The organism is Myxococcus sp. AS-1-15 (assembly GCF_020037055.1).
Taxonomy (GTDB): Bacteria; Myxococcota; Myxococcia; order Myxococcales; family Myxococcaceae; genus Myxococcus; species Myxococcus fulvus.
This window is the reverse complement of sequence record NZ_JAIQDF010000007.1, coordinates 105,528-131,707: the sequence shown is the minus strand read 5'-3', so window position 1 is coordinate 131,707 and position 26,180 is coordinate 105,528. Positions and strand designations below refer to the sequence as shown.

1 protein-coding gene (only partly in view) is annotated in these 26,180 nt (G+C 72.4%); it reads left to right on the top strand.

Annotation, left to right across the window (positions count from 1 at the left end; genetic code table 11):
- Positions 1 to 26,180 carry the 3' portion of an Ig-like domain-containing protein gene (locus K8625_RS44190; protein WP_370641936.1) on the top strand. Its footprint begins 5,899 nt before the window's first position, so the window shows 26,180 of its 32,079 coding nt (coding positions 5,900-32,079); its start codon lies off the left edge, out of view; the stop codon is at positions 26,178 to 26,180.

Sequence of the window (26,180 nt, the reverse complement as noted above, 5' to 3'; positions counted from 1 at the left end):
TCGTCAGCCTCCTGCAGGGCAAGGAGGCGACGCTGCACTTCACCGTCAAGGACGACGTGGGCGTGGCCTCCGTCACCACGACCTACGGAGACGGCCTGCCCGATACGCGGCCCTTCACCCCGGCGGCGACGGGCAGCAGGTCGCTGAGCGTGAAGTTCACGCCGCCCATGGGCGCCGATGGCCAGCCCACCGTGTTGACCCTCACCGTCAAGGACACGGCGAACCAGGAGAAGAGCGCGCGGCTGGTCATCGAGAGCCGCAGGCCGCGCGCGCCCCAGCTCGCCTTCCTGGAGCCCGCTGCGGATGCCTACCTGGTCGAAGGCAGCATCCAGCTGCGCCTGGGCGCGCTGGCCGCGGACGACACGAAGGTGACGGGCGTGGAGTTCTTCGTCAACGGCAAGCCCGCGCTCCAGCTCGCCGAGCGCGACGGCACCGTGGTGCCCACGCTCTTCGACCCGGAGGGCAACCCCGTCGCCGCCGACGTCACCGTGCGCGACACGCTCGCGGCCCTGCGCGTGGCGCCCGAGGACATCTCCCGCTTCCGCATCTTCCGCGGGCTGCTGTCGCTGCCCCCGGGCTTCGTGCGCCTGGACCCCGCGCGCACGGAGAGCCACGTGCTGCTGCGCGTCGAGGCTCGTGACCTGGAGGGCAACCGCTCCTCCGTCGAGCGGCGCATCCGCATCGCCGAGGACACGGCCCTGCCGGTGGCGAACGTGCTGCGCCCCAGCCTGGGCCGCGACGTCATCGAGAACACGCCCGTGCTCATCCAGGTGCAGGCGCACGACAACGCCTTCGTGGACCGGGTGGAGATCTACGCCGGCCCGAGCGCGGAGGGTCTGAAGCTCATCCACGTCGCCGGAGGCTTCCCGTCGGAGAACGGGCTGCCCGGCTCGCCGTTCGACGTGTACTCGCCGGTGGTGACCTTCCAGTACTCCGTGCCGAGGCTCTCGGAGCTGGGCGGCCTGGACCTGGTCCCGTACTTCATCGCCACGCGTGCCCGTGACGTCTCCGGCAATCAGGGCGAGCTGGAGTACCAGCAGATCGACATCGTGAGGGACCGCGAGCCCGCGCTGGCCATCCTCTCCCCGTCGGATGGCACCACCGTGGTCGCGGACAACCCGCTGCCGGTCATCCTCTCGGCGGAGGACGACGTGGGCGTCACGTCCGTGTCGCTCTACCTGGATGACCAGACGGCGCCCGTCGCCACGCTGAACCAGCCGCCGTTCCGCTTCCTGGTGCCCGTGCCCGCGTCGACGGGGGGAACCCTGCGCCTGCGCGGCCACGCGGTGGACAGCTTCGGGCACGAGGTGAGCTCGCAGACGGTGGTGCTCTCCGTGGTGGGCGACCAGCCTCCCACGGTGGCCATCGCGCAGCCGGCGCATGGCGCCATCGTCACCGAGGGCCGCGACTTCGCCGTGCTGGTGGCCGCGCAGGACGACGTCGAGGTCCAGCGCGTGGAGGTCACCGTGGAGGGCGGGGTCGAGGGGCCGCTGCGCTTCGCCAGCGCCACCCGTCCGTACTCCTTCCGCGTCCCGCTGCCGCATGGCTCGGCGGGGCGTCACCTGACGATTCGCGCCAACGCGCGGGACTCGTCGGGCAGGACGGTCCAGGCGCGTGAAGTGACGGTGCAGGCGAAGGCGGACACGCAGGACCCGGTGGTGAAGCTGGTGTCCCCGGCGAACGGCTCGGCGATGGTGTCCGGCCTGCGGATGGATGTGGAGGCGCGCGCCGAGGACAACGTGGGCGTGGCGAGCGTGACGTTCTTCGTGAAGGTGGGCGACGGGGCGGAGACGCAGCTGGCCCAGGTCCCCGCGCCGCCGTATCGCTTCTCCTACCTGGTGCCCAAGAACCTGGTGACGGAGGCCGGGGTGAGCGTGCCGCTGCGCTTCACCGCCCGGGCCGTGGACCTGAGCAACCGGACCTCGTCGGACGTGGTCACCGTGAGCGCCATCAACGACAAGCCGCCGTCGGTGTCGCTGCGAAACCCGCCGTTCAAGGTGGTGGCGAAGCTGCCGAGCACCTTCGCGACCGAGACGGGCGACGACGTCGCGGTGTCCTACGTGACGTTCCTGGTGGGGCCCGCCAGGGACCAGCTGGCCGAGGTGGGGCGCCGCTTCCAGCTCCCGTTCGAGCACATCCACGTGGCGGACCCGGCGGACGTGGGCAAGCGGCTGTGGATCGCCGCTCGCGCGGTGGACACCGCCGGACAGGCGACGCAGTCGGAGCCCATCGCGTTCAGCGTGGTGGCGGACCAGGTCCCCACGGTGGAGCTGACGCGGCCGGAGCCCGATGGCACCGTCTTCGCGGGCGCGCGGCTGCGGCTGGAGGCCAACGCCTTCGACGTGGACAGCGGCATCGAGGCGGTGTCGTTCTTCGTGGACGGCCGCAAGGTGGCCACGGCGCTGACGCCCGCGGGCATCCCCGGCCGTCCCCATGCCTACGTGGGCAGCTTCGTGGCGCCCATCGGCAGCGGCAGCCGTGAGTTCTTCATCAAGGCCGTGGCGGTGGACAAGGCGGGGCAGGAGGTGGAGACGCCCGAGCGCAAGGTGGGCACCATCCCCGACACCACCGTTCCCGAGGTGGAGCTGGTGGACCCGCCGCACCTGGACGTCGTCACCGAAGGCGACCCGCTGCTCCTGTCCGCCTTCGCCGAGGACAACGCCGGCATCCACGAGGTCGCCTTCCACGCGGCCTACACCAACGTCGCCGGCCAGCCGGTGTCCGAGCAGGTCGGCGCCTCCGTGGTGCCGGTGACGAGCAGCGCGAACCGGCCCCAGTACCGCTATTCGTGGCTGGTGCCCACGCCGATGGCCGGCAAGGCCATCACGCTCCATGCGCTCGCGAGCGACCTGTCGGGCAACCCGAAGGCGACGCCCGTGGTCCAGGTGGAGGCCGGCATGCGGCCCTCCCGCGCGCCCTACAAGCCCTTCGGTGGCTCGGGTGAGAGCACGCGGCTGTCCGCCCTGGCGGTGGACGGCGAGGGGCTGGGCATCGTCGGCGCCACGGGCCTGCCCAAGGGCGCGCCCTTCTCGCGTGGCGTGGAGTTCTTCCGCGTGACGGACGCCCCCCTGGCGGCCCTGGTGGGACATGCCCTGCAGGGCGCGCCGGTGGCGTCGGCGTTCCACGACGGCCTGGCGCTGGTCAGCGTCCGCCACGACTCGGCGGCGCGCAACGGTGAGCTGGTGCTGTTCAAGACGAATGACGCGGCCCACATCCTCCAGCAGGGCAGCATCGAGCTGTCCGGTCCCGAGGTGGGCGGCGTGGTGGCGGCGGGGCAGCTGGCCTTCGTGGCCAACGGCGCCGCGGGCGTGGTGGTGGTGGACCTGTCGGACCGCGACTACCCCCAGCGCGTGACGACGCTGCCCACGCCGGCGCCTGCGCGCGACGTGGCGGTGCTCGGCGACAAGCTGCTGGTGGCCGCGGGGACGAGCGGCCTGCGGGTGTTCGACCTGCTGGACCCGAAGCTCGGTGAGCTGGGGTACGCGGCGGTGCCGGGTGGCGCGGAGACGGTGACGGTGGTGGGCGAGCGCGTCCACGTGGGCTGCCAGGGGGCCTCGGCCTCGCTGGCGGTGGTGGACGTGCGCGCCGCGCCGCGCGTGCTGTCGCTGCTTTCCCACGCGCCGGGCCGCGCGGACCTGCTGGCCACCGGCCAGCGCTCCGTGTCCGGCCTGGGCAACGTGTCGGTGTCGACGGTGCAGCTCATCGACCCGACGAACCGTCCGGTGAAGGGCCTGCTCACGGCCTCCATCGTGGACGCGGAGGGCGTCACGACGACGTCCGTGCGCGCCAACGTCCCCGCGGCGGGCGACGTGGAGATGACGTCCGGCGGGCCGATGACGCTCTTCGGTCACCAGGGCGTGGCGGAGTTCACCCTGCCGCGCTTCCTGGTGACGGACGTCACCCCGGCGGACGGCGCGGAGCAGGTGTCGTTCGAGGCGCCGGTGTTGTCGGTCGGCTTCTCGCAGCCGGTGGACGCGGCCACGGTGAGTGCGTCGCGCGTCATCCTGCGCGAGGGCCTGCTGAACGGCCGCGTGGTGACCGCCGACGTGCGCGTGAGCGCGACGGATGCCTTCCGCGTGGAGCTGGTGCTGCCCGCGGGCGTGAAGCTGGCGCGCGGCAAGGAGCACTCCATCGCGGTGGAGGCGGGCCTGGGCAGCACCTTCGGCCAGACGCTGGAGCGGCGCTACCTCTCGCGCTTCCGCACGCGCACGACGGAGGGCGAGCTGCCCAGCGTGGAGCGCGTGGTGCCTCGCGCGGGCCCGGTGGATGGCGGCACGCGCGTGACGATTCACGGCGAGCGGTTCGCGCAGGGCGCGCGCGTGTACTTCTCCAACGAGGAGGCGACGGAGGTCTCCGTCGATGAGACCGGCACGCGCCTCACCGCGCGCACGCCGCAGCAGGTGGAGGGCCCCGCTCGCGTCACGGTGGTCAACCCGGGCGGGCTGCAGGGCAGCCTCCTGGGCGGCTTCATCTTCATGGACATCCTCCAGGTGAGCCATGCCTCGCCGGCCTCGGGGCCGCTGGCGGGCGGGCAGTTGGTGGAGCTGTCCGGCGCGGGCTTCCAGCACGGCGCGGAGGTCTTCTTCCGGGGCCAGGGCTCGCAGACGGCGCGGGGGCGCCCGGCGCGCTCCGTCACGGTGCTGTCGCCGGGCCGCCTGCTCGTGGAGACGCCCGAGGGCGGCTACGGTCCGGCGGACGTCTTCGTCGCCAACCCGGACGGGCAGCTCGCGGTGGCCGAGAGCGCATACCTCTACACGAACCTGTCGACGACGAAGCGCATCGGCCGGTACCAGCCCTCCATCGATGGCACGGACGGCCGCCCGTCGGACCGGATGCCGCAGGGCCGCCCCGGGCCGCTCGTCATCTCCGGGGGCCGGGCCTACGTGCTCTCCGAGGCGTCCATCCAGCAGGGCGTCGACGTCATCGACGTGCTCAAGCGCAGCACGCAAGGCGCGCTGTCGGTCATCGACGTCTCCGTGCCGGAGAACGCCGGGATGATGGGCGGCGTCTCGTTCCCGCCGCCCTACGAGCCGAAGGCGCTCACCGTGCGCGGAACCATCGCGTACGTGGCGGCCGACGCGGCCGAGCTGACCCACGTGGACATGGTGGGGGAGGGTGGCCCGTCGCTGCTCGTGGTGGACGTGAGCAAGCCGACCGAGCCCAAGCTGGTGCAGGCGCTGCCCTACGAGGGCGAGGCGCTGGATGTCGCGGTGGTGGATGACCTGGCGCTCGTGGCCGCGGGAGACAGCGGCCTGGCGGTGTTCTCGCTGGTGGAGCCGCTGCGCCCCATGTTGCTGGGCGCCGTGAGGTCGTTCGTCATGAACGGCACCGTCAAGACGCCCTCCATCGAGCAGGTGCGCATCCTCGGCCGCCACGCGGTGCTGCGGGCCCGGCTGGGGAACGCCGCGGCCACCCTGACGGTGGACCTGGCGCGCCCGGGCTTCCCCGTGGTGGGAGAGACGCCGGACGTGGGGGACCTCGCCATCCACTCGGGCCGGGGCCTCGCCTCGCTCGAGACGGCGGCCACGGTGTCGCTGTCTCCGCCCACACTGCCGCGCAAGGTGGCGTCCATCCCGTCCCTGGTGGGCACGCGCTTCTTCCAGTCCGCGCTGGGGCCGCACCTGGGCGTGAACGCCGGCGCGGGCGTGCTCCAGCTGTCGGCCGCCTCCGAAATCGACGCTCCGCTCGCCGTGGATGCGGTGGACCTGTGGCCGGCGACGTCGCTCGCCGACGTGGGCATCGACCGGGGCGTGGTCGTGGCCAGCATCAACGGCGTCTTCTCGCCGAGGAACCTGCCCACGCCGAATGACGGGTTCGCCGTCGTCGCGGTGCCGTTCCCCATGGTGACCGCGATGCGTCCGGCCGCTTCCGAGCTGGGCGTGTCCACGCTGGAGACGCTCGTCGCCGAGCTCAACGTCCCCATCCGGAACGTGTCGTCGGTGAACGCGCGCCTGTACGCGCTGGATGGCTCCGCGCTGGGTGAGGAGATCACCACGGAGCTCCGGACGCCGGTGGAGGAGGGCGTCCAGAAGCTCGTCATCGACCCCGTGAGCGCGCTCGCGGGAGATGCGCGCTATCGGTTGATCATCTCCGGCCTCCAGGCCGACGACGCGGACGGCTCGCTCATGCCCGGGCGCTTCGTCACCGAGTTCCGGACGTCCAAGGACACCGTGACGCGGCAGGTGGTGGTCGACACGATTTCGCCGCGCGAGGGCCCGGTGGCGGGTGGCACGCTCGTCACGCTGAAGGGGCGTGGCTTCGAGGCGGGCCTGGAGGTCCGCATCGGCGGCCTCCCCGCGGACATCCAGTCCTTCTCGGCGAACGAAGTCACCGTGCGCACGCCCGTGTCCACGGTGGACGGCGCGGTGGCCATCGAGGTGCGCAACCTCTCGGGCACCTCGCTGACACGCGCGGGTGCGTTCATCTACACGCGGCCGCTGTCGCTGGTCTCGATTTCGCCGGGGCGCGGCCCGTCGTCGGGCGGCACGAAGGTGGTGCTCGAGGGCAACGGCTTCTCCACCAGCGGCACCGTCCGGGTGCTGTTCGGCACCACGCCGGCGCTGCGCGTGCGCGTGCTGGGCATGAAGCGGCTGGAGGCGTACACGCCCAACGGGCTTCGTGGGGCGGTGGACGTGTCGGTGGTCCAGGACGGCGCTCCGCCCGCGGTGCTCGAGGATGCGTACATCTTCGACCAGCCCACGGACGCCTCGGTGGCGTTCCAGGGCGAGATTCGCGACATGGTGGCCATCGGCGACCACGTCTACATGGTGGGCGCGGGCGGGCTGCGCATCGTCGACCTGTCGGGCCTCTACCTGAAGGGGCGCCTGGCCGGGACGCCGATTCCTCCCGAGCGCCGCAGCGAGCTCATCGACGAGGACAACGACCGGCTGGACGACCGCATCATCGGGAAGTGGGACTACCTGGGCGCGGACCTGCTCTCCATCGCGTACGCGTCCGAGTGGAATGACCGCCTGTTCCTGGGCTCGGGCTCGATGCGGGGCCAGAGCTCGTACTCGGCGGCCACGGTCCTGGAGCTGGACATCTCCAACCCCGCGCGGCCCCAGCTGGTGCGGACCACGTCCGCCGGCGACGGCGCGGCCTTCGGCCTGGACCTGCGCGGAGACCGGCTGCTGACGGCGGCCGGCAAGGGCGGTCTGCTCGGCTTCGACATCACGAACGCGGCGTTCCTGCTCCACACGCTGAAGTCACCGCTGGCCCCCGAGGTCAGCGCGCTGGCCGTGGAAGAGGGCCTCGCGGTGGTGGGGACCGGCACGTGGACGCCGGGGCACCGCTTCACCGGGGGCCAGCTGCACACGGTGCGGGTGGACAAGCGTCCGTCGCAGCGGGGCTCGCTGGCGCTGGATGTCCAGCGGGTGCGCCTGCGTCGGGACCACTGGGCCGTCGTGGCGGCGGGCAACGAGGGCCTGGTGCTGGTGAACGTGTCCAACCCCGATGCCCCCCAGCGGGGCGCGTCGGTGGGCAAGGACGTGCTCAAGGGCTTCGCCTCGGATGTGCGGGTGGTGGGGGACGTGGCCTATGTCGCGGTGGGCGCGGCGGGCGTGGCGGTGGTGGACCTGAGCAACCTGGCGGCGCCTCGGCTGATGCACCACGTCGCGGGCGCGAACGGTGGCGCCGCCGAGCGGGTGGCGGTGGCGGGGGGCCGCGTCGTGAGCGCCAGGAACCGTGGCGCCGCGGGCTGGGCGCTGGAGTTCGGTCAGGCGGCGGAGCTGACGCTGGTCTCCGCGAGCGTGAAGTCGGGCGACGTCGTCCCGCTGGGCCTGTCCTCGATGATGCTGTCGTTCTCGACGACGGTGACGCCGGAGAGCGCGAAGCAGGCCGTGTCGCTGAGGGTGGACGGCGTGGAGTGGCTGGGCCCGGATGCGCCCGGCGCGGACCTGGAGGCGGGGAGCGCGGAGCAGCCCGTCAGCACGGTGCTCGTGCGCTTCCGTCCGGAGATGCCGTTGCCTCCGAGCGCGGTGCTGCAGCTCTCCGTGTCCACGGACCTGCTCACGCCGGACGGCCAGCACCTGCTGACGCCGTTCTCGGTGGTGCTGGATGCCGCGGCCGACGACGGCGCGCGTCCGGAGATTTCGCAGGTGGTGCCTCGCGTGGGGCCCACGGGGGGTGGCTCGTTCGTCCAGATCCTGGGCCGCAACTTCGCGGAGGAGACCACCGTCCTGATTGGCGGCGCGAAGGCGACCGTGCTCCCGTCGGACGGGCCCGCGTCGTCGGAGCGGCTCGTCGTCATGGTCCCGGGCGGAGAGCCGGGGCTCGCGGACGTGGTCGTCATCAACGGCGTCGTGAACGACGCGGGCGTGCTCGTGTCGGGCTCGGGGTTGTGGGACCGCAGGGCGGGTGGCTTCCTGTACAAGGCGCCGCTCTTCCTCTCGGCCGCGACGCCGCGCTTCCTCAACCCGTTCGGCGGCAGCCCCATGCGGCTGCGCGGTGACGGCTTCCTGCCGGCGTGGGCCTATGGCGCGCTCGGACCGCCGAAGGTGTATGTCGGCACGTTGCAGGCCACGGGTGTCCAGGTGGTGTCCACCGAGGAGCTGACGCTGACGGCGCCCCTGGGCTCGTTCGGCGAGGACGGCTTCGCCGAGGTCCGCGTGACGTCGCAGCTCCCGGACAACCGGGGCTCCGAGACGGGGACGGACCTGTTCGAGGACGTGCGCCTGGCGCGCAAGGTGGGCTACGGTCTGGAGCGTGGACGTCCGGAGAACGCGACGGGACCCGTGCTGCCCTCGGACGGCGTGGTCTCCGTCAGCGACTTCAACACCCGCGCCCTGGCGGCGGACCTCGACTCGCCGCTCTACCTGTACTCCGCCGCCGGTGCCTCCATCCGGGGCAACCGTCAGCGCAAGGAGTTCCAGGGGACGCACGTCGACGAGGGGTACTTCTTCGACGCGTTCACGGCCGCCACGTTCGACGTGCGGATGCCCGGTCAGGCCCTGGCCTCGATTGGCCAGACGCTGAACCCGAACCCGGCCCGGGTGGACCTGCTGCAGGCCATCCTGTTCGGCTACCTGCCCGCGCAGACGCCGTGGCCGGAGCTGGAGCTGACGGCGGACTCGCTCGACGTGGCGACGCTGCCGGGCCAGGTCCTCATCGCCAACGGCGCGTCGGGCCTCGCGGTGACGACGGCGAATGACCGCGCCATGACGGAGCTGGGGCGCGCGAAGTTCGGCGGCTGGGCGGACCCCGAGTTCGCGACGCGCCTGCTGCCGACGCCCATGGGCAGCTGGGTGGCCTTCAACAAGATGGTGCCGAATCCTCCGCCGGACGCGGGGCCCTGCAAGGGCTTCGAGCCCGCGGCGGGCAACGGCGGTGTCCTCCGGTTGATGGACACGCGCTACCCCGCGGACCCGCTGCTGGTGGGCAGCCTCAGCCCCGGCGGCGAGCCGTACGGCATGACGGTGCACGGTGGCCGGCTGTTCGTGGCCACGGGACACCACGAGGGCGTGCACTACTGCAACAACCCGGAGGGCGCGCTGCCCCCGCCGCCCGAGTACTCCGTCGGCGGAGGCCTTGGTGGTGGTCAGCGCACGACGTACCACGCGAAGTCGTCCGAGGCGGGCCCGCGCGGCAGCCTGGTCATCTACGACTCGGCGCGCCCGGACGCCTCGGTGGTGAAGCGGCTGGACTACGACGCGAACCTCACCGACGTGGTGGTGGTGGGCGACACGGCCATCGTCGCGGCGGCGGAGCTGGGGCTGCTCTTCATCGACATCAGCAACCCGGCGACCGCCGAGGAGCTGGAGTCGCTGCGCATCGACTTCGACGAGACGCTCTCCAACACGCCGGGTCAGCCGCAGCGTCTGCGGCTGGTGGGCGACATGCTCTTCGTGTCCGCGAAGGATGGCGGCGTGGTGCTGGTGAACGTGGCGAACCCGCGTGAGCCGGAGCTGGTGAGTGGCGGCAACACGGAGTCCGCGCTGGACACGGCGCTGGCGGGAGACCGGCTGCTGCTCGCGGGGGGCGACAAGCTCACGGAGCTGGAGATTCCGTTCTCCTTCGTCACCGACGTCTCGCCGGAGCGTGGCGCCATCATCACCCCCGACAGCCCCGTGCTGGCGGTGCGCCTCAACCGGCCCGTGCATGGGCCCAGCGTGACGCCCAGCTCCGTGTACCTGCTGGGCGAGAACGGGCAGCCCGCGCTCGGCGCGAACGGCCAGCCGGTCTCCCTGGACCTCACGGTGGAGCGCGTGGATGCGAAGCGGCACTACACGGTGAAGGCCACCGTGCAGGGCACGCTGAAGCCCGAGGAGGACTACACGCTGGTGCTCACGAAGGACGTGACGGATGAGCGCGCCGGACGGCTGCTGTCCGAGTTCCGTGCCACCTTCACGACAGGCAAGGCGAACGCCCGGGTGCCGATGCTGGTGTCCGTGTCGCCCACCTCGCTGCCGCGCACCACGGGCGGCCGCATCACCCTGGCGGGCTCGGGCTTCACGGGCACGGAGGAGGTGCGCGTGGGGACGGACGTGGTGAACTGCGCCGTGGTGGCGGGCACGTGTCTGGTGACGGAGAGCGGCACGCGGATGTCGCTGACCGCCAGGGCGGCGGCGCAGGCGGGCCCCGTGGACGTGTCGGTGAAGCACCCGGGGGGCCCGAGGTCCGAGCTGCCCTTCGCGCTCTTCTTCGTCGATGACCCGGGCCAGGCGGTGGCCACCCTCTCACCGAACCATGGTCCGGTGGGCGGTGGCACGCGCGCCACCCTGACGTTCGACAAGTCCGTCCTCGAGCCCGGCATGAAGGTCCGCTTCGGCGAGTCGCTGGAGGCGGAGGCGGTCGACATCGTCGACCTGCGCACGGTGCGCTTCACGGTGCCCGCGGCGACCGCGCCGGGACTCGCGACGGTGACGCTGGTGCGCCCGGGCTCCACGCCGGAGACGACGCACACGTGGAACGTGGCGACCTTCGCCTACGACCTGCCGTTCGGCTCGAACCTGGGGCTGCCCGGCTACCCGCCCAAGAGCATCTCCGAGCTGCGGCTCTCCGGGAACACGCTGTACGTGGGCGTGGGCGGGCCGGCGAACGCGGTGGGGCTGGACATCTTCGACGTGACGCTCGAGGAGCGTCCCATCCGCCTGGGCGGCGTGCGGACGGACAACCCGGTCAACGGGCTGGACGTGAGCGGCTCGCTGGTGCTGCTGGCCGAGGGCTCGGGGCTCACCGTGGTGGACGCGAGCAGGAGCCGGCTGCCGTACATCACCGGCCGGGTGAACACCGGTGGCCTGGCGACAGGGGTGCGCATCGAGGGCTCGATGGCGTACGTCAGCATCACCCAGCCCGGCGTACCCAGCGGGCAGATCCAGGTCTTCGAGCTGCTGGGACCGCAGCCCGAGTTCGACCACGCCATCCTGCTGTACCCGGAGGACGGGCTCGCGTTGGACCTGGGGCCGGACCGCTTCTACGTCCTCACGTCGAACATCAACGCCTCGGGTGGAAACGGCCTGCGCCTGGCCATCCATGACCGCGCGGGTGCGCGGGTGGGCGGTGTCACCGTGGACGCGAACGCGACGCTGGAGCAGATGCTGCGCGCCCGCATCACCGTGCGCGCCGGCCGGGCCTACGTCACGGTGGGCACGCGCCTGTACGTCTTCGACGTGACGACGGCGAACGAGGGCCAGCCGAAGCTGCTCCAGTCCACGTTGCTGGAGGCGGAGGGCTCGGGCCTGACGTGGTTCGGCGGCGCGCTGTGGGTGGCCACGCGCGGTCAGAATCGCAGCGTCGTGGAGGTGCCGTCCTCGGAGCTGCTCGCGGTGGGCTCGGCTCCCGCGGATGGGGCCATGGCGCCGGTGGGCACGGACGTCCGCATCGACTTCACGATGCCCGTGGCGCTCAACACGCTGCAGCCGGGCGCGCTCGTGGTGGAGGCCGTCTCCGACGCCCACCCGACGGGGCGCATCGTGCAGGGGACGCTGAGGGTGGAGGCGACGGGGCTGAGGACGTCGTCCCTGTTCTTCACGCCCGACGCGGGCCATGTCTTCGAGCCGGAGGAGGAGGTCGAGGTGTCGCTGACGGCGGGAGGCGTGCGGTCGATGCTGACCGAGGCCGGCCTGACGTATCCGCTGGCGACGCCCGTGCACTTCCGCTTCAAGGTGGACAAGGCGGGCCGGGCGCGGCCCTCCATCACCCAGCTCACCCCGTCCAGCGGCCTGAAGACCGAGACGACGACGGTGCGCATCGACGGCACGAACCTGGGCAGCCCGGGGCTGGTGGTGTTCGTGGGCGAGACGCCCATCACCGGCGCGGGTGACGTGGTGTACGACTCCGAGACGGAAGCGCTCACCGTGCGCATTCCTCCCTCGACGAACTCCGGCCCGGCGGCGGTGCGCGTGGGGTACGCGGATGGCATGACGGCGACGCGGCTGGGGACGTTCACCTACCGCGAGGCGCTCCAGTTGAGCGCGCCCGTTCCCGACAACTCGGGTCAGCAGGGCGGCGTCGAGGTGGCGCTGCGCGGCACGGGCTTCCTGCCCGACATGAAGGTCTTCTTCGGTGACGCGCGCTCCTTCACGGTGCACGTGCGCTCGGCCAACGAGGCCACGGCGGTGGCGCCGCCTCACGGCGCGGGCCTTGTGGACCTCACGGCGCGGCTGGAGCTGCCCATCCACTCGGGTGGGACGCAAATCAAGGAGGGTGTGCGGCCCGACGCGTTCCTCTACGGCGCGGGCGCCATGGCGCGGCTGGAGACGCCTCCGCTGCGGCAGGTGCTGGTGGACCGGGGCGTGCTGTATGGCGCCATCGGCGGACAGGTGGAGGTCACCGGGCCCAACGGCGCGGCGGTGGAGGGTGGCGGCTCGCGTGCGCAGTCGCAGGGCGGCCTGTACATCGCGGACCTCTCCGAGCAGACGGCGGTCCGGCAGATGGCCCGGGTGATGTTCACCGACAGCGGGACGTCGGGGGCGTACCAGCTCGCGAAGCAGGGAAGCACGCTCTACGTGGCCGCGGGCACGGCGGGCGTGAAGGTGGTGGACGTGGCGCGGCCCTCCGCGGCGAGCGTGAAGTACACGCTGCCGGGAACGGGGGCCACGGTGGGCGTGGCCGTCGCGGGAGACATGCTCTACGCGGCGGACGCCTCGGGCATCCGGGCCTATCGGACCACGGAGAACCCGCAGCCCCGTTTGACGTCGCAGCGGCCCATCCCGGGCGGCGTGACGGCGATGGCGCTGCATGGCCACAACCTGCTCGCCGCCACGGAGGGCGCGGGCGGCACGCGCCTGCTCGTGCTGGACGCGCGGCGCGGAGACCTGGCGCAGGTCGGCGAGCACGCGCTCATCGGCGCCGCGCGCCACATCGCGATGGACGGCTCGCGAGCCTTCGTGTCGCTCGGCGCCAAGGCCCAGGTGTCCATCATCGACGTGAAGACGCCGGACGCGCCGGTGCTCCTGGGGGCGCTGGTGCTGGCGGACGTGACGGGCCGTGGCCGCGTCTCCGCGGAGCAGACGCGCGTGGCGGCGGGCATCGCGTACGTCGCGTCGGGCGGCGGCAAGGTGCAGCGCTTCCGGGTGACGCACGCCGGGGCTGTCACGCCGCTGGAGCATGCGCTCGTCCAGGGCGACGCCATGTCGCTGGCGATGATGGACCGCTACCTGATGGTGAGCACGCTGGTGCTCGACAAGAACGGTCGCGCGGTGGAGCTGCCCGTGCAGCCTCCCGACGACGGGCGCGGCGAGCTGGCCGGCACCCTGGCCTCGGTGATGCTCGACCACCTGGAGGTGCGTGGCTCCATTCCCGAGGACGGCGAGACGGTGCCGGTGGGCACGCGCCCGGCGGTGCTCCTGTCGGAGCTGCCGAGCACGGACACGCTGGATGAGCTTCGCCTGGAGACGCTGTCCGCGTCGCCGCAGACGGTGACGGGCACGGTGGAGGCCCGCTCGGACGAGGGCGGTGCCAGGGCCACGTTCATCCCCGCGTCCGCGCTGACGGTGGGCACGCGCTACGTGCTCAAGGTCGGAGCCGGCCTTTCGGACCTGCAGGGCGGCGCGCTGGGCGCGGACACGGAGGTGCGCTTCCAGACGGCCACTCGCAACACCGTGGAGCGCCCGACGCTGGGCGAGGTGAGCCCGGGGTATGGCCTCACGGCGGGCGGTGAGACGCTGACGATCCACGGCACGGGCTTCGAGTCCGGCTGCACGGTGCGCATCGGCGGGCAGCTGGCGGGCGCGACGTCCCTGGGTGCCTGCGCGGTGTCGCAGGGGGGCAAGGTCATCACCGTCCTGGCGCCTCCGGGCGTCGCGGGCGCCGCGGCGGTGGAGGTCATCAATCCGGATGGCCTGTCCGTGTCGCGGCTGGGGGCCTACCGCTACCTGCCGGTGCCCAAGCTCACGAAGGTGGAGCCGGCCTTCGCGGAGACGATGAGCCGCGCGCAGGTCCGCCTGTCGGGCGAGGGCTTCTACGCGGGCTCGAAGGTGACGTTCGGCGGCGTGCCGGCGCTCACCACGACGGTGGACGTGTCGGGCACGCTGACGGCGACGGTGCCGGATGGAATCGTCGGTCCGGTGGACGTGCGCGTGGAGACGGGCTCGGGCGGCAACGCCCAGGGCAGCTCCCTGGTGGCGGGCTTCACCTTCACGCTCGCCCAGCGCGAGAGCCTGACGGTGGGCGGGGCCGCGAGCGCGCTCGTGGGGACCACGCTGCTGCAGGCGCGGGACAAGGACCTGGTCGCCATCGACCTGTCGACGTCCGGCAACAAGCTGGAGCTGGGCCGCGTGGCCGGTGTGGAGGGCGCGCTGTCGCTGGCGGTGTCGGGCGACCGCGCCGTGCTGCTCGGGACGAACGGGGTGGTGCGCTACGACCTGGGGACCTGTGGCAGCGGCCCGGGTGTGCCTTGCGCGCCCGAGGAGCTGGACCGTGTCCCGTTGGTGACCGGCGCGCCCCTGTCGACGGTGGCCGTGGGGCCCGGCGCGACGACGGTGGTCGTGGCGGGGGGGAGCGAGCTGGTGGTGCTCGGTGAGCTGCGCGAGGGCGCGCAGACCCGGGACGCGTTGGTGGTCGTCGCTCAGCACTCGGTGGCGCCCGCGCGGGTCGTCGCCCTGGGGGTGGTGGGCGAGGCGCTGGCGGTGCTGATGGACGAGGGCCAGGTGTCGCGCATGGAGCTGCGAGACCTGAGCGACGGCGAGCTGGAGCCGCTCTCCGTGGTGAGCGGGCTGGCGGGCGTGGCCCAGGCCCTGGCCGTGGATGGCAGCCGCATCGCCGTGGCCACGGGCCGCACGGCCCATGTCGTGGAGGTGTTGGACCCGAGGTTCCCGAGGCGGCTGGGCTCGTGGACGTCGGCGGATGAGTCGACGAGCACTCCGCGCACCGTGGCGCTCGCGGGCCCGTGGCTGCTGGCCGCGGGGACGAACCGCGCGGCGTGGATCGACACCACGACGGCGCCGGGCTTCGTGGAGCGCACGTTCTTCATGCACACGGTGTCGTCGCTGCCGAAGGCGCTGCTGGGAGACGGCATCGCGCTGCTCGCGGGCGCTTCGCGCACGCAGCTCTTCGACACGCTGCCGTATCCGACGGTCCGGCACACGTCGCCGCCTCCGGGAGGCGCGCTGTCGCCGGAGGCTCCGGTGACGGTGTCCCTGGCCAGCGAGCTGCCGCTGACGGTGGCGGCGCAGTCCTCCATCCTCCTGCTGGAAGGGGAGACGGAGGTGCTCGCGAGCGTGGAGCGTTCGGGCTCGGTGGTGCGTGCGCTGCCCGAGGACACGCTGGTGTCCTCGCGTGACTACACCGCGCGCGTCTCCCTGGGCGCGACGCCGTACCGTGGCGGAACGGTGCTGAGCCCCTGGTCCTTCTCGTTCAAGGGCGGCGCCGTGGAAGCTGGCGTGCGCGTCAGCCACATCAGCCCGGACCACGGGCCGGTGGCCGGTGACACCGTGGTGACGCTCACGGGCCAGGGCTTCTCCGCCGCGTCCCAGGTGTACTTCGGCGCGACGCGGGCGGAGGCCGACCCGACGCACACCGCGAGCGGCACGGAGCTGCGGGTGCTGGCGCCGTCGACCCTGTTCGCGGGGCCGGTGACGGTGCGCGTGGTCGACGGTGGTGACGAGGCGCGTGTCCCGGGCGGGTTCGTCTACACGGCCCCCATCACCGTGTCGGAGGTCACCCCGAACCGGCTGGACTTCGCCGGGGGCTGGGTGACGCTGAAGGGCACGGGCTTCACCCGGGGCCTGGAGGTCCGCTTCGCGCCGGGTGCTCCCGCCGCGAAGCTGTCCGGCTTCACGTCGACCCGCGTGGATGTCCAGGTCCCCGCCGGAGTGGCGGGCTGGGTGCCGCTGTACCTGTCGCAGCCCGGCGCGAGCCTGGTGCTGCCCGAGTCCCTCTCCCGAGGCGACCTGAAGCCGCCGACCTCGCGGCCCGTGTACGCGCCCGTGGGCGCCGTGCCGCTCGCGCAGAAGGTGTTCAGCGCGACGTTCGACGAGCCCATCCGGATGCACACGGGGAGCGAGTCGGCCACCACCGCGGTGCTGACGAACGTCGCCACGGGTGAGGTCCTGCCGGGCACGGTGAGCGTGTCGGGCTCGACGTTGACCGTGACGCGCGGCACGACTCCGCCGACCCTCGCGTCCAACGGCGCTTACAAGCTGACGCTGAAGAACGTCTACGACCTGGTGGGCAACGTCCAGGCCTCACCGGACGCGCACTACTACTACGCCCAGGACACCATCGACCCGACGGTGGCGCTGGCCTTCGTCGGCCGCGCGATGCCCGTGCACAACGCCACGCTCGGCATCGGCACGGAGTACGTCTTCGCGGTGTCAGGCACGGACGCCAGCGGGACGAATCTGGAGATGGAGTTCTTCATCGACGGCGAGGAGGTGTCGCGCGTGGACCGCTGGACGCCGCACTTCCGCTACACGTGGCGGAGCATCCCGCCCAGCGGCCAGTCCACGCTCGTGGCCCGGGTGACGGACCCCAGCGGCAACGACGCCGAGCTGTCGGCCACCGTCTTCCTGACGAATGACCGGGTCCCCTCGGTGCGCTTCCTCGAGCCCACGCTGTCCGCCGTGGAGCGCACGGAGGGGGGCACGCTCCCGCTGGTGGTCCGCGCGGAGGACCCCGACGCCCTCAACGCCCTGGAGCTCAGCCTGGACGGTCAGCCGTTCCGGCGCGTCACGGGCCTGTCGGGCCAGCTGCATGACTTGACGGAGTCGCTCCCGCTGACGCTGTCGGGCTCGACGAGCGAGGTCCACGAGCTGGTCGCGGTGGCGACGGACTCGCGGGGCCAGACGTCTCCGCCCGCCCTGTTGCAGGTGACGGTGACGCCGGACGTGCAGGACCCGACGGTGGCGTGGCTGTTGCCGACGGCGGGCGCGAAGCTGCCCTCGGGCGCGGGGCTGGACCTGCGCGTGAAGGTGACGGACGACAACCGCGTCGCTCGCGTCACCATCGAGGAGCTGGTGGGGACCGGCGCGGCGAAGCAGGTCGCCTCGTTCACGAGCGTGCCCGGGGCGGTGCGCTGGGTGGCGCCGACCGTGTCCCAGGACACGCAGGTGAAGCTGCGCCTGCGGGCCTACGACGCGCGCGACAACGACGCGGAGGCGACGGTGGACGTCACCGTGCTGGGCGCGAGCTCGAGCGCGACGCGGCCGATGGTGAGCCTGCGTGAGCCCGCCGTGGGCAACACGCTCGCGGAAGGGGCGCTCGTGGACGTGCTCGTGGACGTGAGCGCGCCCGCCGGCATCGAGTCCGTGCGGCTGGAGATGGACACGCAGTCGGTGACGCTGACGAACGCGCCGTGGCGGCACACGTTCAAGGTGCCCGTGCTGGTGAAGGACGCGCCGTACTACGTGCCCGTCCGGGCGGTGGCCACGGACGTGGACGGACTTCAGAGCGAGCAGTTGGTGCACTTCTTCTCCGTGGTGAACGCGCTGCCGGACCCGGTCATCCAGGTCGCGACGCGCCCCGCGGGGCCGATGTGGCTGGGAGGCTCGTTCCTGCGCGTGGGCGCCGAGGCGGGCAACATGACGCCCGTGCCCTCGCTCCAGGTGGGATCGGTCGCCCTCACGGAGACGGCGCCGGGCGTGTACCACCTGCCGTCCGGGCCGGAGTCGGCGCCGGTGGTGGCGAGGGTGGAGGCGCTGGAGACGGGCTCGCAGCGGCTGGCGAGCACGAAGTCCGGAACGCTGGCGGTGTTCGCGGGCACGGAGGCGTCCGTGGTGCGGGAGCCGTCGCTGCCGGTCATCGCGGTGGCGGCGCGGAGCGACGCGTGGGCGGTGGTGCGTGAGGACCCGGCGGGCGAGAGCCTGGTGGAGCTGCGCTCGCGCGGCGCGCTGGGGGTGTTGGCCGAGCGTCGGGTGAAGGGCCGAGCGGTGGGCCTGGCCTTTGTCGAGGACTCGCTCGCGGTGGCGGTGCGTCGCGACGGCGCGGGCGTCATCGAGCTGATGTCGCTACCCGACCTGACGGTGACGACGGTGCCCGTGCGGCGCACGCCCACGGCGCTGGCCTCGGTGCGTGGCGCGCTGTTGATGGTGGGCACGGACGAGGGCGTGGAGGTCCTCACGGCCTCGGGTGCGCTCGCCGCGCGGCTGTCCGGAGCGCCGGTGAAGTCCCTGTCGGCGAACGGGACGCGCGCGCTGGTGCTCGAGTCCACCCGACTGGTGTCGCTGGACCTGTCCACGCCGCACGCGCCCACGCAGAAGGCGTCGGCGCCCGTGTCGGATGGGCAGCTCGTCGTGGGCGTGGGCGCGGACCAGGCCTGTGTGATGGGGACCCATACCGTGCGCTGCTTCGAGGAAGCCGGGAGCCTCCTGGAGCAGCAGGGGACGGGGGCCGGCGTGGATGCGCCGGTGCGCTCGGCCTCCGTGCTCGGGCCGTGGCTCGCGGTGGGGACGGACCTGGGCGTGCGCGTGTTCGACGTGCGCTCGGAGCCGGTGTCGGGTGGGGTGTATCCGTTCGGCGCGGGTGACTTCCCCGCGCTGACGGGGGCGGCGGTCCTGGCGGCGGGAGACCTCCTGTCCGCGGAGGCCGGGACGGTGGCGCGCCTGCCGCTGGTCCGTGGGCCGGCCAGGCCCGAGCTGTCGCTCCAGGTGGCATCGTCGACGGCCGTGGCGGGGAGCCGCCTGGCGCTGACCGCGTCCATGACCGACGAGGCGGACACGTTCGAGGCCTTCGTCTCGGTGCTGAAGGTGAACGGCCGCACGGTGCAGGTGCTGGACGGACGGCTGCCGTCCGCGGTGGACCTGCCGTTGACGGGGGCCACCGCTCGCCTCGAGCTGTCGGTGTTCGACCAGGCGGGCAGGTCCGACGCGAAGGTCGTCGAGGTGGGGCTGACCCCGCCGACGACGGGCCCGGAGTTCGTGTCGCTGGACGCGCCCGCGCAGGTGTACGAGGGCACGCTCATGACGGTGGTCCCGAGGTTCGTGGACCCGTCGCGGGTGAAGCAGGTGACGGTGACGCTGAAGGATGGGGCGACGGTGCTCGACAGCGTCACCGTGAGCGCGCCCTTCCTGCGGGCGGTGCTGCGCGTGCCCATGGTGGGCACCGGCGTGGGCCATGGCGTGACGGTGGAGGCGACCGCGACGGACGACGTCCACACGGCCATCTCCGCGCCCACGCCCGTGCTCGTCTTCACCAACCCCCAGCCGGTGGGGACGGCGTTCACGCTGACTCCCGCGGTGGCCCAGGTCGTCGAGGGCCAGCCGGTGCAGGTGACGATGGCCTTCGGCAGCGGGGTGAGCGCGCCGGAGCGGTACACGGTGAGCTTCTCGGTGGGCAGGACGACGATGACGCAGACGGAGCAGCAGGTCATCGTCGCGCCCGCCACCGTGGCCACGCCCCGGATGCCGAACCTGGCCCAGGGAGAGGTCCAGGCGCAGATGCTCATCACCGCGCGCCTGGTCGATGGTGACGGCCGCGAGTCGGTGGCGAGCACGCAGGTGCTGGTGCTGGAGGATGTGTCGAACCCGACCATCTCCGACATCGTGGTGACGCCGACGGGGACCGAGGTGTCCGCGGGCTCGACGGTGACGGCGAAGCTGGTGGCCGCGGATGGGACGTTGCCGCTGGCGGAGCAGGTGCTGCGCGTGAAGCTGGGCGGGGCGCTGGTGGCCTCGGGTGGGCCGGCGCTGAGCTACACCGTGCCGGTGGGCACGCCCTCGGGCACCGTGCTGCGCGTGGAGGGTTGGGTGAAGGACCTCCAGGGCCGCGTCGGCGAGGCGTTCCGGGAGCGGACCGTGAGCGCGCCGGTGTTGTCCGACGGCGCGGTGACGGTGGCGGGCATGTTCGCCAACGCGGTGGACCTCGCGGTGCTCGGCGACCGGGTCGTCGTCGCCACGCCCTCGGGAGTGGCCGTGGGTCTCCGGGTGGAGGACGCGCAGGGCGTCACCGTGACGCCCGTGGGACAGGTGCGCGTGGAGGGCACGCCCCGCTCGCTGGTGGTCCAGGGACATCACGCCCTGGTGGCGGTGGAGCAGGGCGGCCTGTGGGTGGTGGACGTGTCGAGGCCGGAGGCCCCGCGCGTGGTGGGCCGGCACGAGACGTCGTTGGTGATGTCGATGGGCGCGTCGAGCCGGGCCTTCGTGGCGCACGAGTCCTCGTACAACGTCGACGAGGTGCACCTGACGGAGCCCTCGGCGCCCGAGCTGCGGCGGTACGTGGAGCGCTACAACCCGTGGCTGAACACGCCGCTGCTGGGCGTGTCGAACGACCGGCTGTTCTACGCGTCCGCGCAGACGCTCTACTCGCACAAGGTGGAGTCGGAGTCGGTGCCTTGCTGCGGTGGGCCCATGTCCGTGGGCCTGCAGTCCACGGTCCGGCAGGTGGACGTGGAGGGGGGCATGGCGGTGGTGGGCACCGCGCGGGGCATCCACGTGGTGCACCTGGGCGCGTCGAACATGGTGGCGCTGGGCGAGGCGCAGCTGGGCATCGGGACGCGGGCGCTGACCGTCAGTCGGGGTCTGGCCTACGTGGCCGGCGACGACGACGTGCTGCGCGTGGTGGACCTCCGCGAGCCCACGGCGCCGCGAGTGCTGGGGCAGCTGCCAGTGGCGGCCCGTTCGCTGCGCGTGTCGGGTGGCGCGCTGCTGGCGGCGACCCCGCGGGGGCTGGTGGTGCTGAAGCTCGTCGACCGGGTCTCGGAAGGGACGCAGCCGCCGATGCTGGGCGAGGGCTGGTCCACGACCGATGCCGTGGTGGGCGTGGCTGCGGCGCGGCGGGGTGTCATCGTGGCGGCCGGGCTGGGTGGCGCGTCGCTGCTGGACCTGGCCGACCCGTCGCACCCGATCTTGAATCGCGCGGTCTCCACCACGCTGAAGGCGGTGCGGCAGACGGAGCGGCTCGGCGGGGACACCTTCCTGCTGAACGACGCGACGCTGTCCGTGCATACCGACGCGAACAGCACGGGAGCCTTCACCGTGGACTCCACGCGGGGAAGCCGGCTGGGCGGCATCGGGAGCGTGGAGCGGTTCGCCGTGAGCACCGGCCGGCTGTGGACGGTGGGCGGAGGAGTGCTCGCCACGGCCAGCCTGCCCACGGTGGAGTCCATCAAGAAGCTGGACCTGCAGGGGCCCACGCTCGACGTGGCGGGTGATGAGCGCCGCGCCGTCATCGCGCAGGGCCCCCTGGGCTTCACCTGGGCGGAGCGTGACAGCGCCGGAGACATCCTCCGGAGGGCGAGCGTGTCCGGTCAGGCCGCGAACGTGGTGGCGCTGGAGGGACAGCGACTGCTGGCGGGCAACGACGACGGCTTCCGCGTGTACACGCTGGACGCGGCGGGGAGCCTGCGCGAGGTGGGCACGGTGCCCACCGAGGGGGCCGTGCGCCGCATCCGGATGGTGGGCCTGCTGGCGCTGGTGTCGACGGACGTGGACGTGCAGCTCTGGGATGTCTCGTCCCATACGCCCGTGCTGAGGGCCACGCTCGACGCGCCGGACGCGCGCGACGCGGTGCTGGCCGGCGACCAGGTCGTCGTGGCGCGGGGCTTCCAGGGCCTGTCGGTGTTCACGGCGCCCGCGCAGCTCGCGCCTCCTTCGGCGACCCTGCGGTTGGCGGCCGCGCCGCTCATCGTGGAGCCGGGCACGCTGGTGTCGTTCGACGCCCGCACGTCCGGGGCGCGGCTGGGGAGCGCGACGCTGTGGGTGGACGGGGCGCCCTTCGCGCACCTGGAGACTGGCGCGGTGTCGGGGCAGTGGTGGGTGCCGGAGTCGGCGCTGCCCGGCTCGGAGTGGTTGCTCCAGGTCCGCGGACGGACCGCCAGCGGCGCCGAGGCGCAGTCCGAGGCCCAGATCATCCGCGTGAGCGCTCCCGAGGAGGAGTCGCTGTGGGTGTCGATGCAGGAGCCGTATGCCTATCAGGAGTTCGCCAGCGGTCAGCTGGTCCCGGTCCGGGTGGACGTGTCCGGCGGCGCCCGGCCGTACACCGTGACGGTGAGCATGGAGGACGTGTTCGTCGGTGTGCTGTCGCCCGTCGTGGGCGCTCCGAGAAACTACGCGGGGGTCGTCCGGCTGCCGGCGCACCTGGTGGGCAACCCCGAGGTCCATGTGGACGTGGTGGACGCCCTGGGCCAGTCGGTGCGTGGAACCCTGCCGCTCCAGGTGCGTGACTCGTCGAGTCCGCCGATGCTGCTGTCGGGTCTGCCGCCGCGCCTGTTCGCGAGCCCCGCGAAGAACCCGCTCTACCTGTCGGCGTGGGACGACGGGCCGTCCGTGCTGCGCTTCTCCGTGGACGGTGTGGTCGTCGCGAGCAGCGCCTCGGACGAGCAGGGCGGCGAGCACGGCTTCGAGCACCTGCTCGAGTTCCCGACGAAGCAGGCGGGAGACACGGTGACGCTGCGGCTGGTGGTGGAGGACACCCTGGGCCAGCGCGTGGATACGGGTGAGCGCAGCTACACGCTGCTGGAGCCCGTGGCCCTGCCGGACATCGAGTACGTGTCGATGTACGAGACGCGAGCGGAGGGGACGTCCACGAACATGAGCGCCGAGGCCAGCGACGTGGACGGAGACCTGGACACGGTGAGCGCGTGGATCATCTACGGCGCGACCTGGGTGAGCCCCACGCACATCGTGGGAGGCGGGACGCCGCAGCACCTGGCCACCAGCACCGACGGCTATGTCGAGGCCACCTTCCCGGTCCCGCTGCTGTCGGACCCGGTGTTGGAGGGCAAGACGTCCCTGGTGGTGATGGTGGTCGCCCGGGATTTGATGGGCCACGAGAGCCGGCGCTACACCGAGCTGAACATCAGCGAGAACGAGGTGCCCGAGGGCACCTTCAACTTCGGCTCATGGCCGTGGGGCCGGGAGCTGGTCGCGGACCATCCCGTCGAGGCGGGGGTCAGCGCGTGGGATGACGTGGGGCTCCAGTCGGTGTCGCTGACGGTGACCGACTCCACGGGCGCGGTCTTCACCGCGTCGACGACCTGCTCTGGCACGAACAACTGCTACGTGGCGCTTCCGTCCAGGGCCTTCCCGGCGGGTGCGCTGCACCTCGAGGCGGACCTCACCGACGTCCGGGGGCTGTCCGTGTCCATCGAGGCCACGCACCAGGTCGCGGTGAACCGCGCGCCGTGGTTCTACCTCTCCTCACGTGAGAGCTATGCGCTGGCCGGCCGTCCCATCCAGGTGCGGGCGACCGTCTACGACGAGAAGCGCATCGCGCTGATGTCGCTGACGGCGGACGGCGTCACGCTGGGCGGCAACGGTGGGATCGACGTGAATCCGTACTCCGGTTACACGCTGACGGGCACGCACACGCCGTCGGCCCCGGGGACGATGACCGTCACGTCGTTCGCGGCGGACTGGCTCGGCGCGACCGCGACGTCCGCGCCGCTCCAGGTGCCTGTCTATCCGTCCGACCGGGGCGGGGCGTGCCAGTCCTCCATCACGATTCCCACGGGCGTGGACTTCTTCCCGCTGAACGTGGCGCATGCCACGACGGTGCAGCAGCCCTGCGGGTATGGCTCCAGCTCGGGCAGCGGGACGTGGTTGTCGCTGCCGTTCGATGGCCCGGTCGAGCGCCTGGAGGTGTCGGGGAGCTCGGGCTACTACCTGCCGCTGGCGTTCTTCATCCAGGACATGACGGGCGAGGAGGGCTGCACGCCGGTCCCCGAGCGCGCCACGTGCCGGACGACGGCGGTGACGAGCCTCACGACGGGGCCGCTGTCGAAGGACGCGAAGATCTACTTCCCGAACTCCGGGCCGGGCGTGGGGCTGCGGCTGGCGAGCGCCGTGCTGGGGGTCGGGGCGCGGTGCACGCCCGGGAACGCGAACTTCGTCTGCGGCCACGGTGTCTGCGGCGAGCAGGAGAACGAGCAGGACCCGGATGGCTCACCGGTGTACCGCTGCCAGGCGAACGCGTGTGACGACGGCAAGAACAACGCGGACGGAGACCTGGTCTACGACTACCCGAGCGACCCGGGCTGTGAGTCGCCCGAGGACGACGACGAGACGGACCTGCTGCCGCAGCCCGCCTGTGCGGATGGCGACGACGACGACGGGGACGGTCTGGTGGACTGGCCGGAGGACCCGGGGTGTGGCAGCGCGGCCGGGACGTCCGAGTCGGGTGAGGGCGACAGCTGCGAGGCGCCCATCGACCTGACGACGGAGGCGAGCGTGGGCCTGGAGCCGCGGGCCGTGCTGCCGCTCGACTTCACCGAGGCCGTGGATGACCACCGGTTGAGCTGCTCGACGGCGGGGCAGGTGGACCGGGTGGTGGGCATCCGGGTGCCGGGGCCCGGGTCGGTCTTCGTGGTGGGAGACCCGCAGGTGCAGGGCATCTCGCTGCGGGATGCGTGCGCGCTGGACTCGCGGACCCGGACCTGTGACGTGGCGTCGGAAGCGCAGGTCACCGGCTACACGTACCGGCCGGAGGCAGGCGTGGTCTTCGCCGTCGTCGAGGGGACGGGCCTGGGACGCATCGACGTGTCCGGCCTGCTCGATGACGACGCCGCATGCGACCCGCTGCAGCCCTGGTTCCAGTGCTCGGAGACGCAGGTCTGCCGGCCGAAGGAGCTGGAAGGGGGAGGCGTGTCCTCCACGCTGTTCCAGTGCCGGCTGCCCCGGTGCTCGGACGGGGAGGACTCGGATGAGGATGGGAAGAACGACTTCCCGTACGACCCGGGGTGCGAGAGTCCGATGGACGATGACGAGACGGACCCGACCCCGGTGCCGGCGTGTGGCGACTCGGTGGACAGCGAGCCGGTGGGCTTCACGGATGGGTTGATCGACTTCGCCCTGGCGCCGGGGGGAGACCCGTCCTGCACGAGCGCCGCGGATGACAACGAGGTCGCGTGTGGACAGGTCCTGCCGGCGCAGAACCTCCCCACGGCGCCGCTGGTCCTCGCGGGGAAGACGGCGCGGGCGGGGCGGTACGTGGCGGCGCAGTGTGGCGGGGTGAGCGGGGCGTCCATCAACGCGGTGGCCTATGACCTGGTGGCGCCCATCGCGGGGACGTACCGGTTCGCGGTGGAGGGGCGCTCGAACCTCTACCTGTCCCTGCGCCAGGAGAATTGCCGGGGTGGGTTCGTCGCGAAGTGCAGCCGGAACAACTGGCCGGACGGCGTGATGGGCGAGGTGACGCTCGCCGCGAACGAGCGCGTGGTCGTCGTCCTGGAGAGCTACGGCCCGCAGGACTTCACGCTGAACGTGGACATGCCGTACGCGTGCAGCAACGGGCGCGACGACGATGGTGACGGGCGCGTGGACTACCCGAGCGAGCCCGGGTGCGATTCGCCCAAGGATGAGTCCGAGGTGGACCCGGCGGTGCTGCCCACGTGCTTCGACGGCGTGGACAACGATGGCGACGGAGAGGTGGACTATCCGCAGGACGCGGATTGTCAGGCGGCCTCGGGCCGGACGGAGCGCGCCAACTGCCAGGGCGTGGAGGGGGTGACGCTGACGGGGGCGCTGCCCCTCTGGACGGCGGGGAGCACGTCGGGGGCCGGTCATATCGACCACGATGTGCCGGCGTGCCGCTATCCCTCCTCGGCGCCGGAGAAGGTGTTCTTCTGGGAGGCGCCGGCGGCGGGCACGTATGTGATTGATACGGCGGGCTCGAGCATCGGCACGGTGGTGGCGGTGTACCCGCGCACGTGCGAGCCTCGGCAGGTGCTCACGTGTGATGGGAACTACCGGGGCGAGGGCGTCTCGGAGGTCCGGATGCCGCTGGCGGCCGGTCAGGCCATCTCCATCGTCGTGGATGGCTACAGCGACTGGGACGTCGGCAGCTTCCAGCTCAGCATCCGTCAGGAGTGA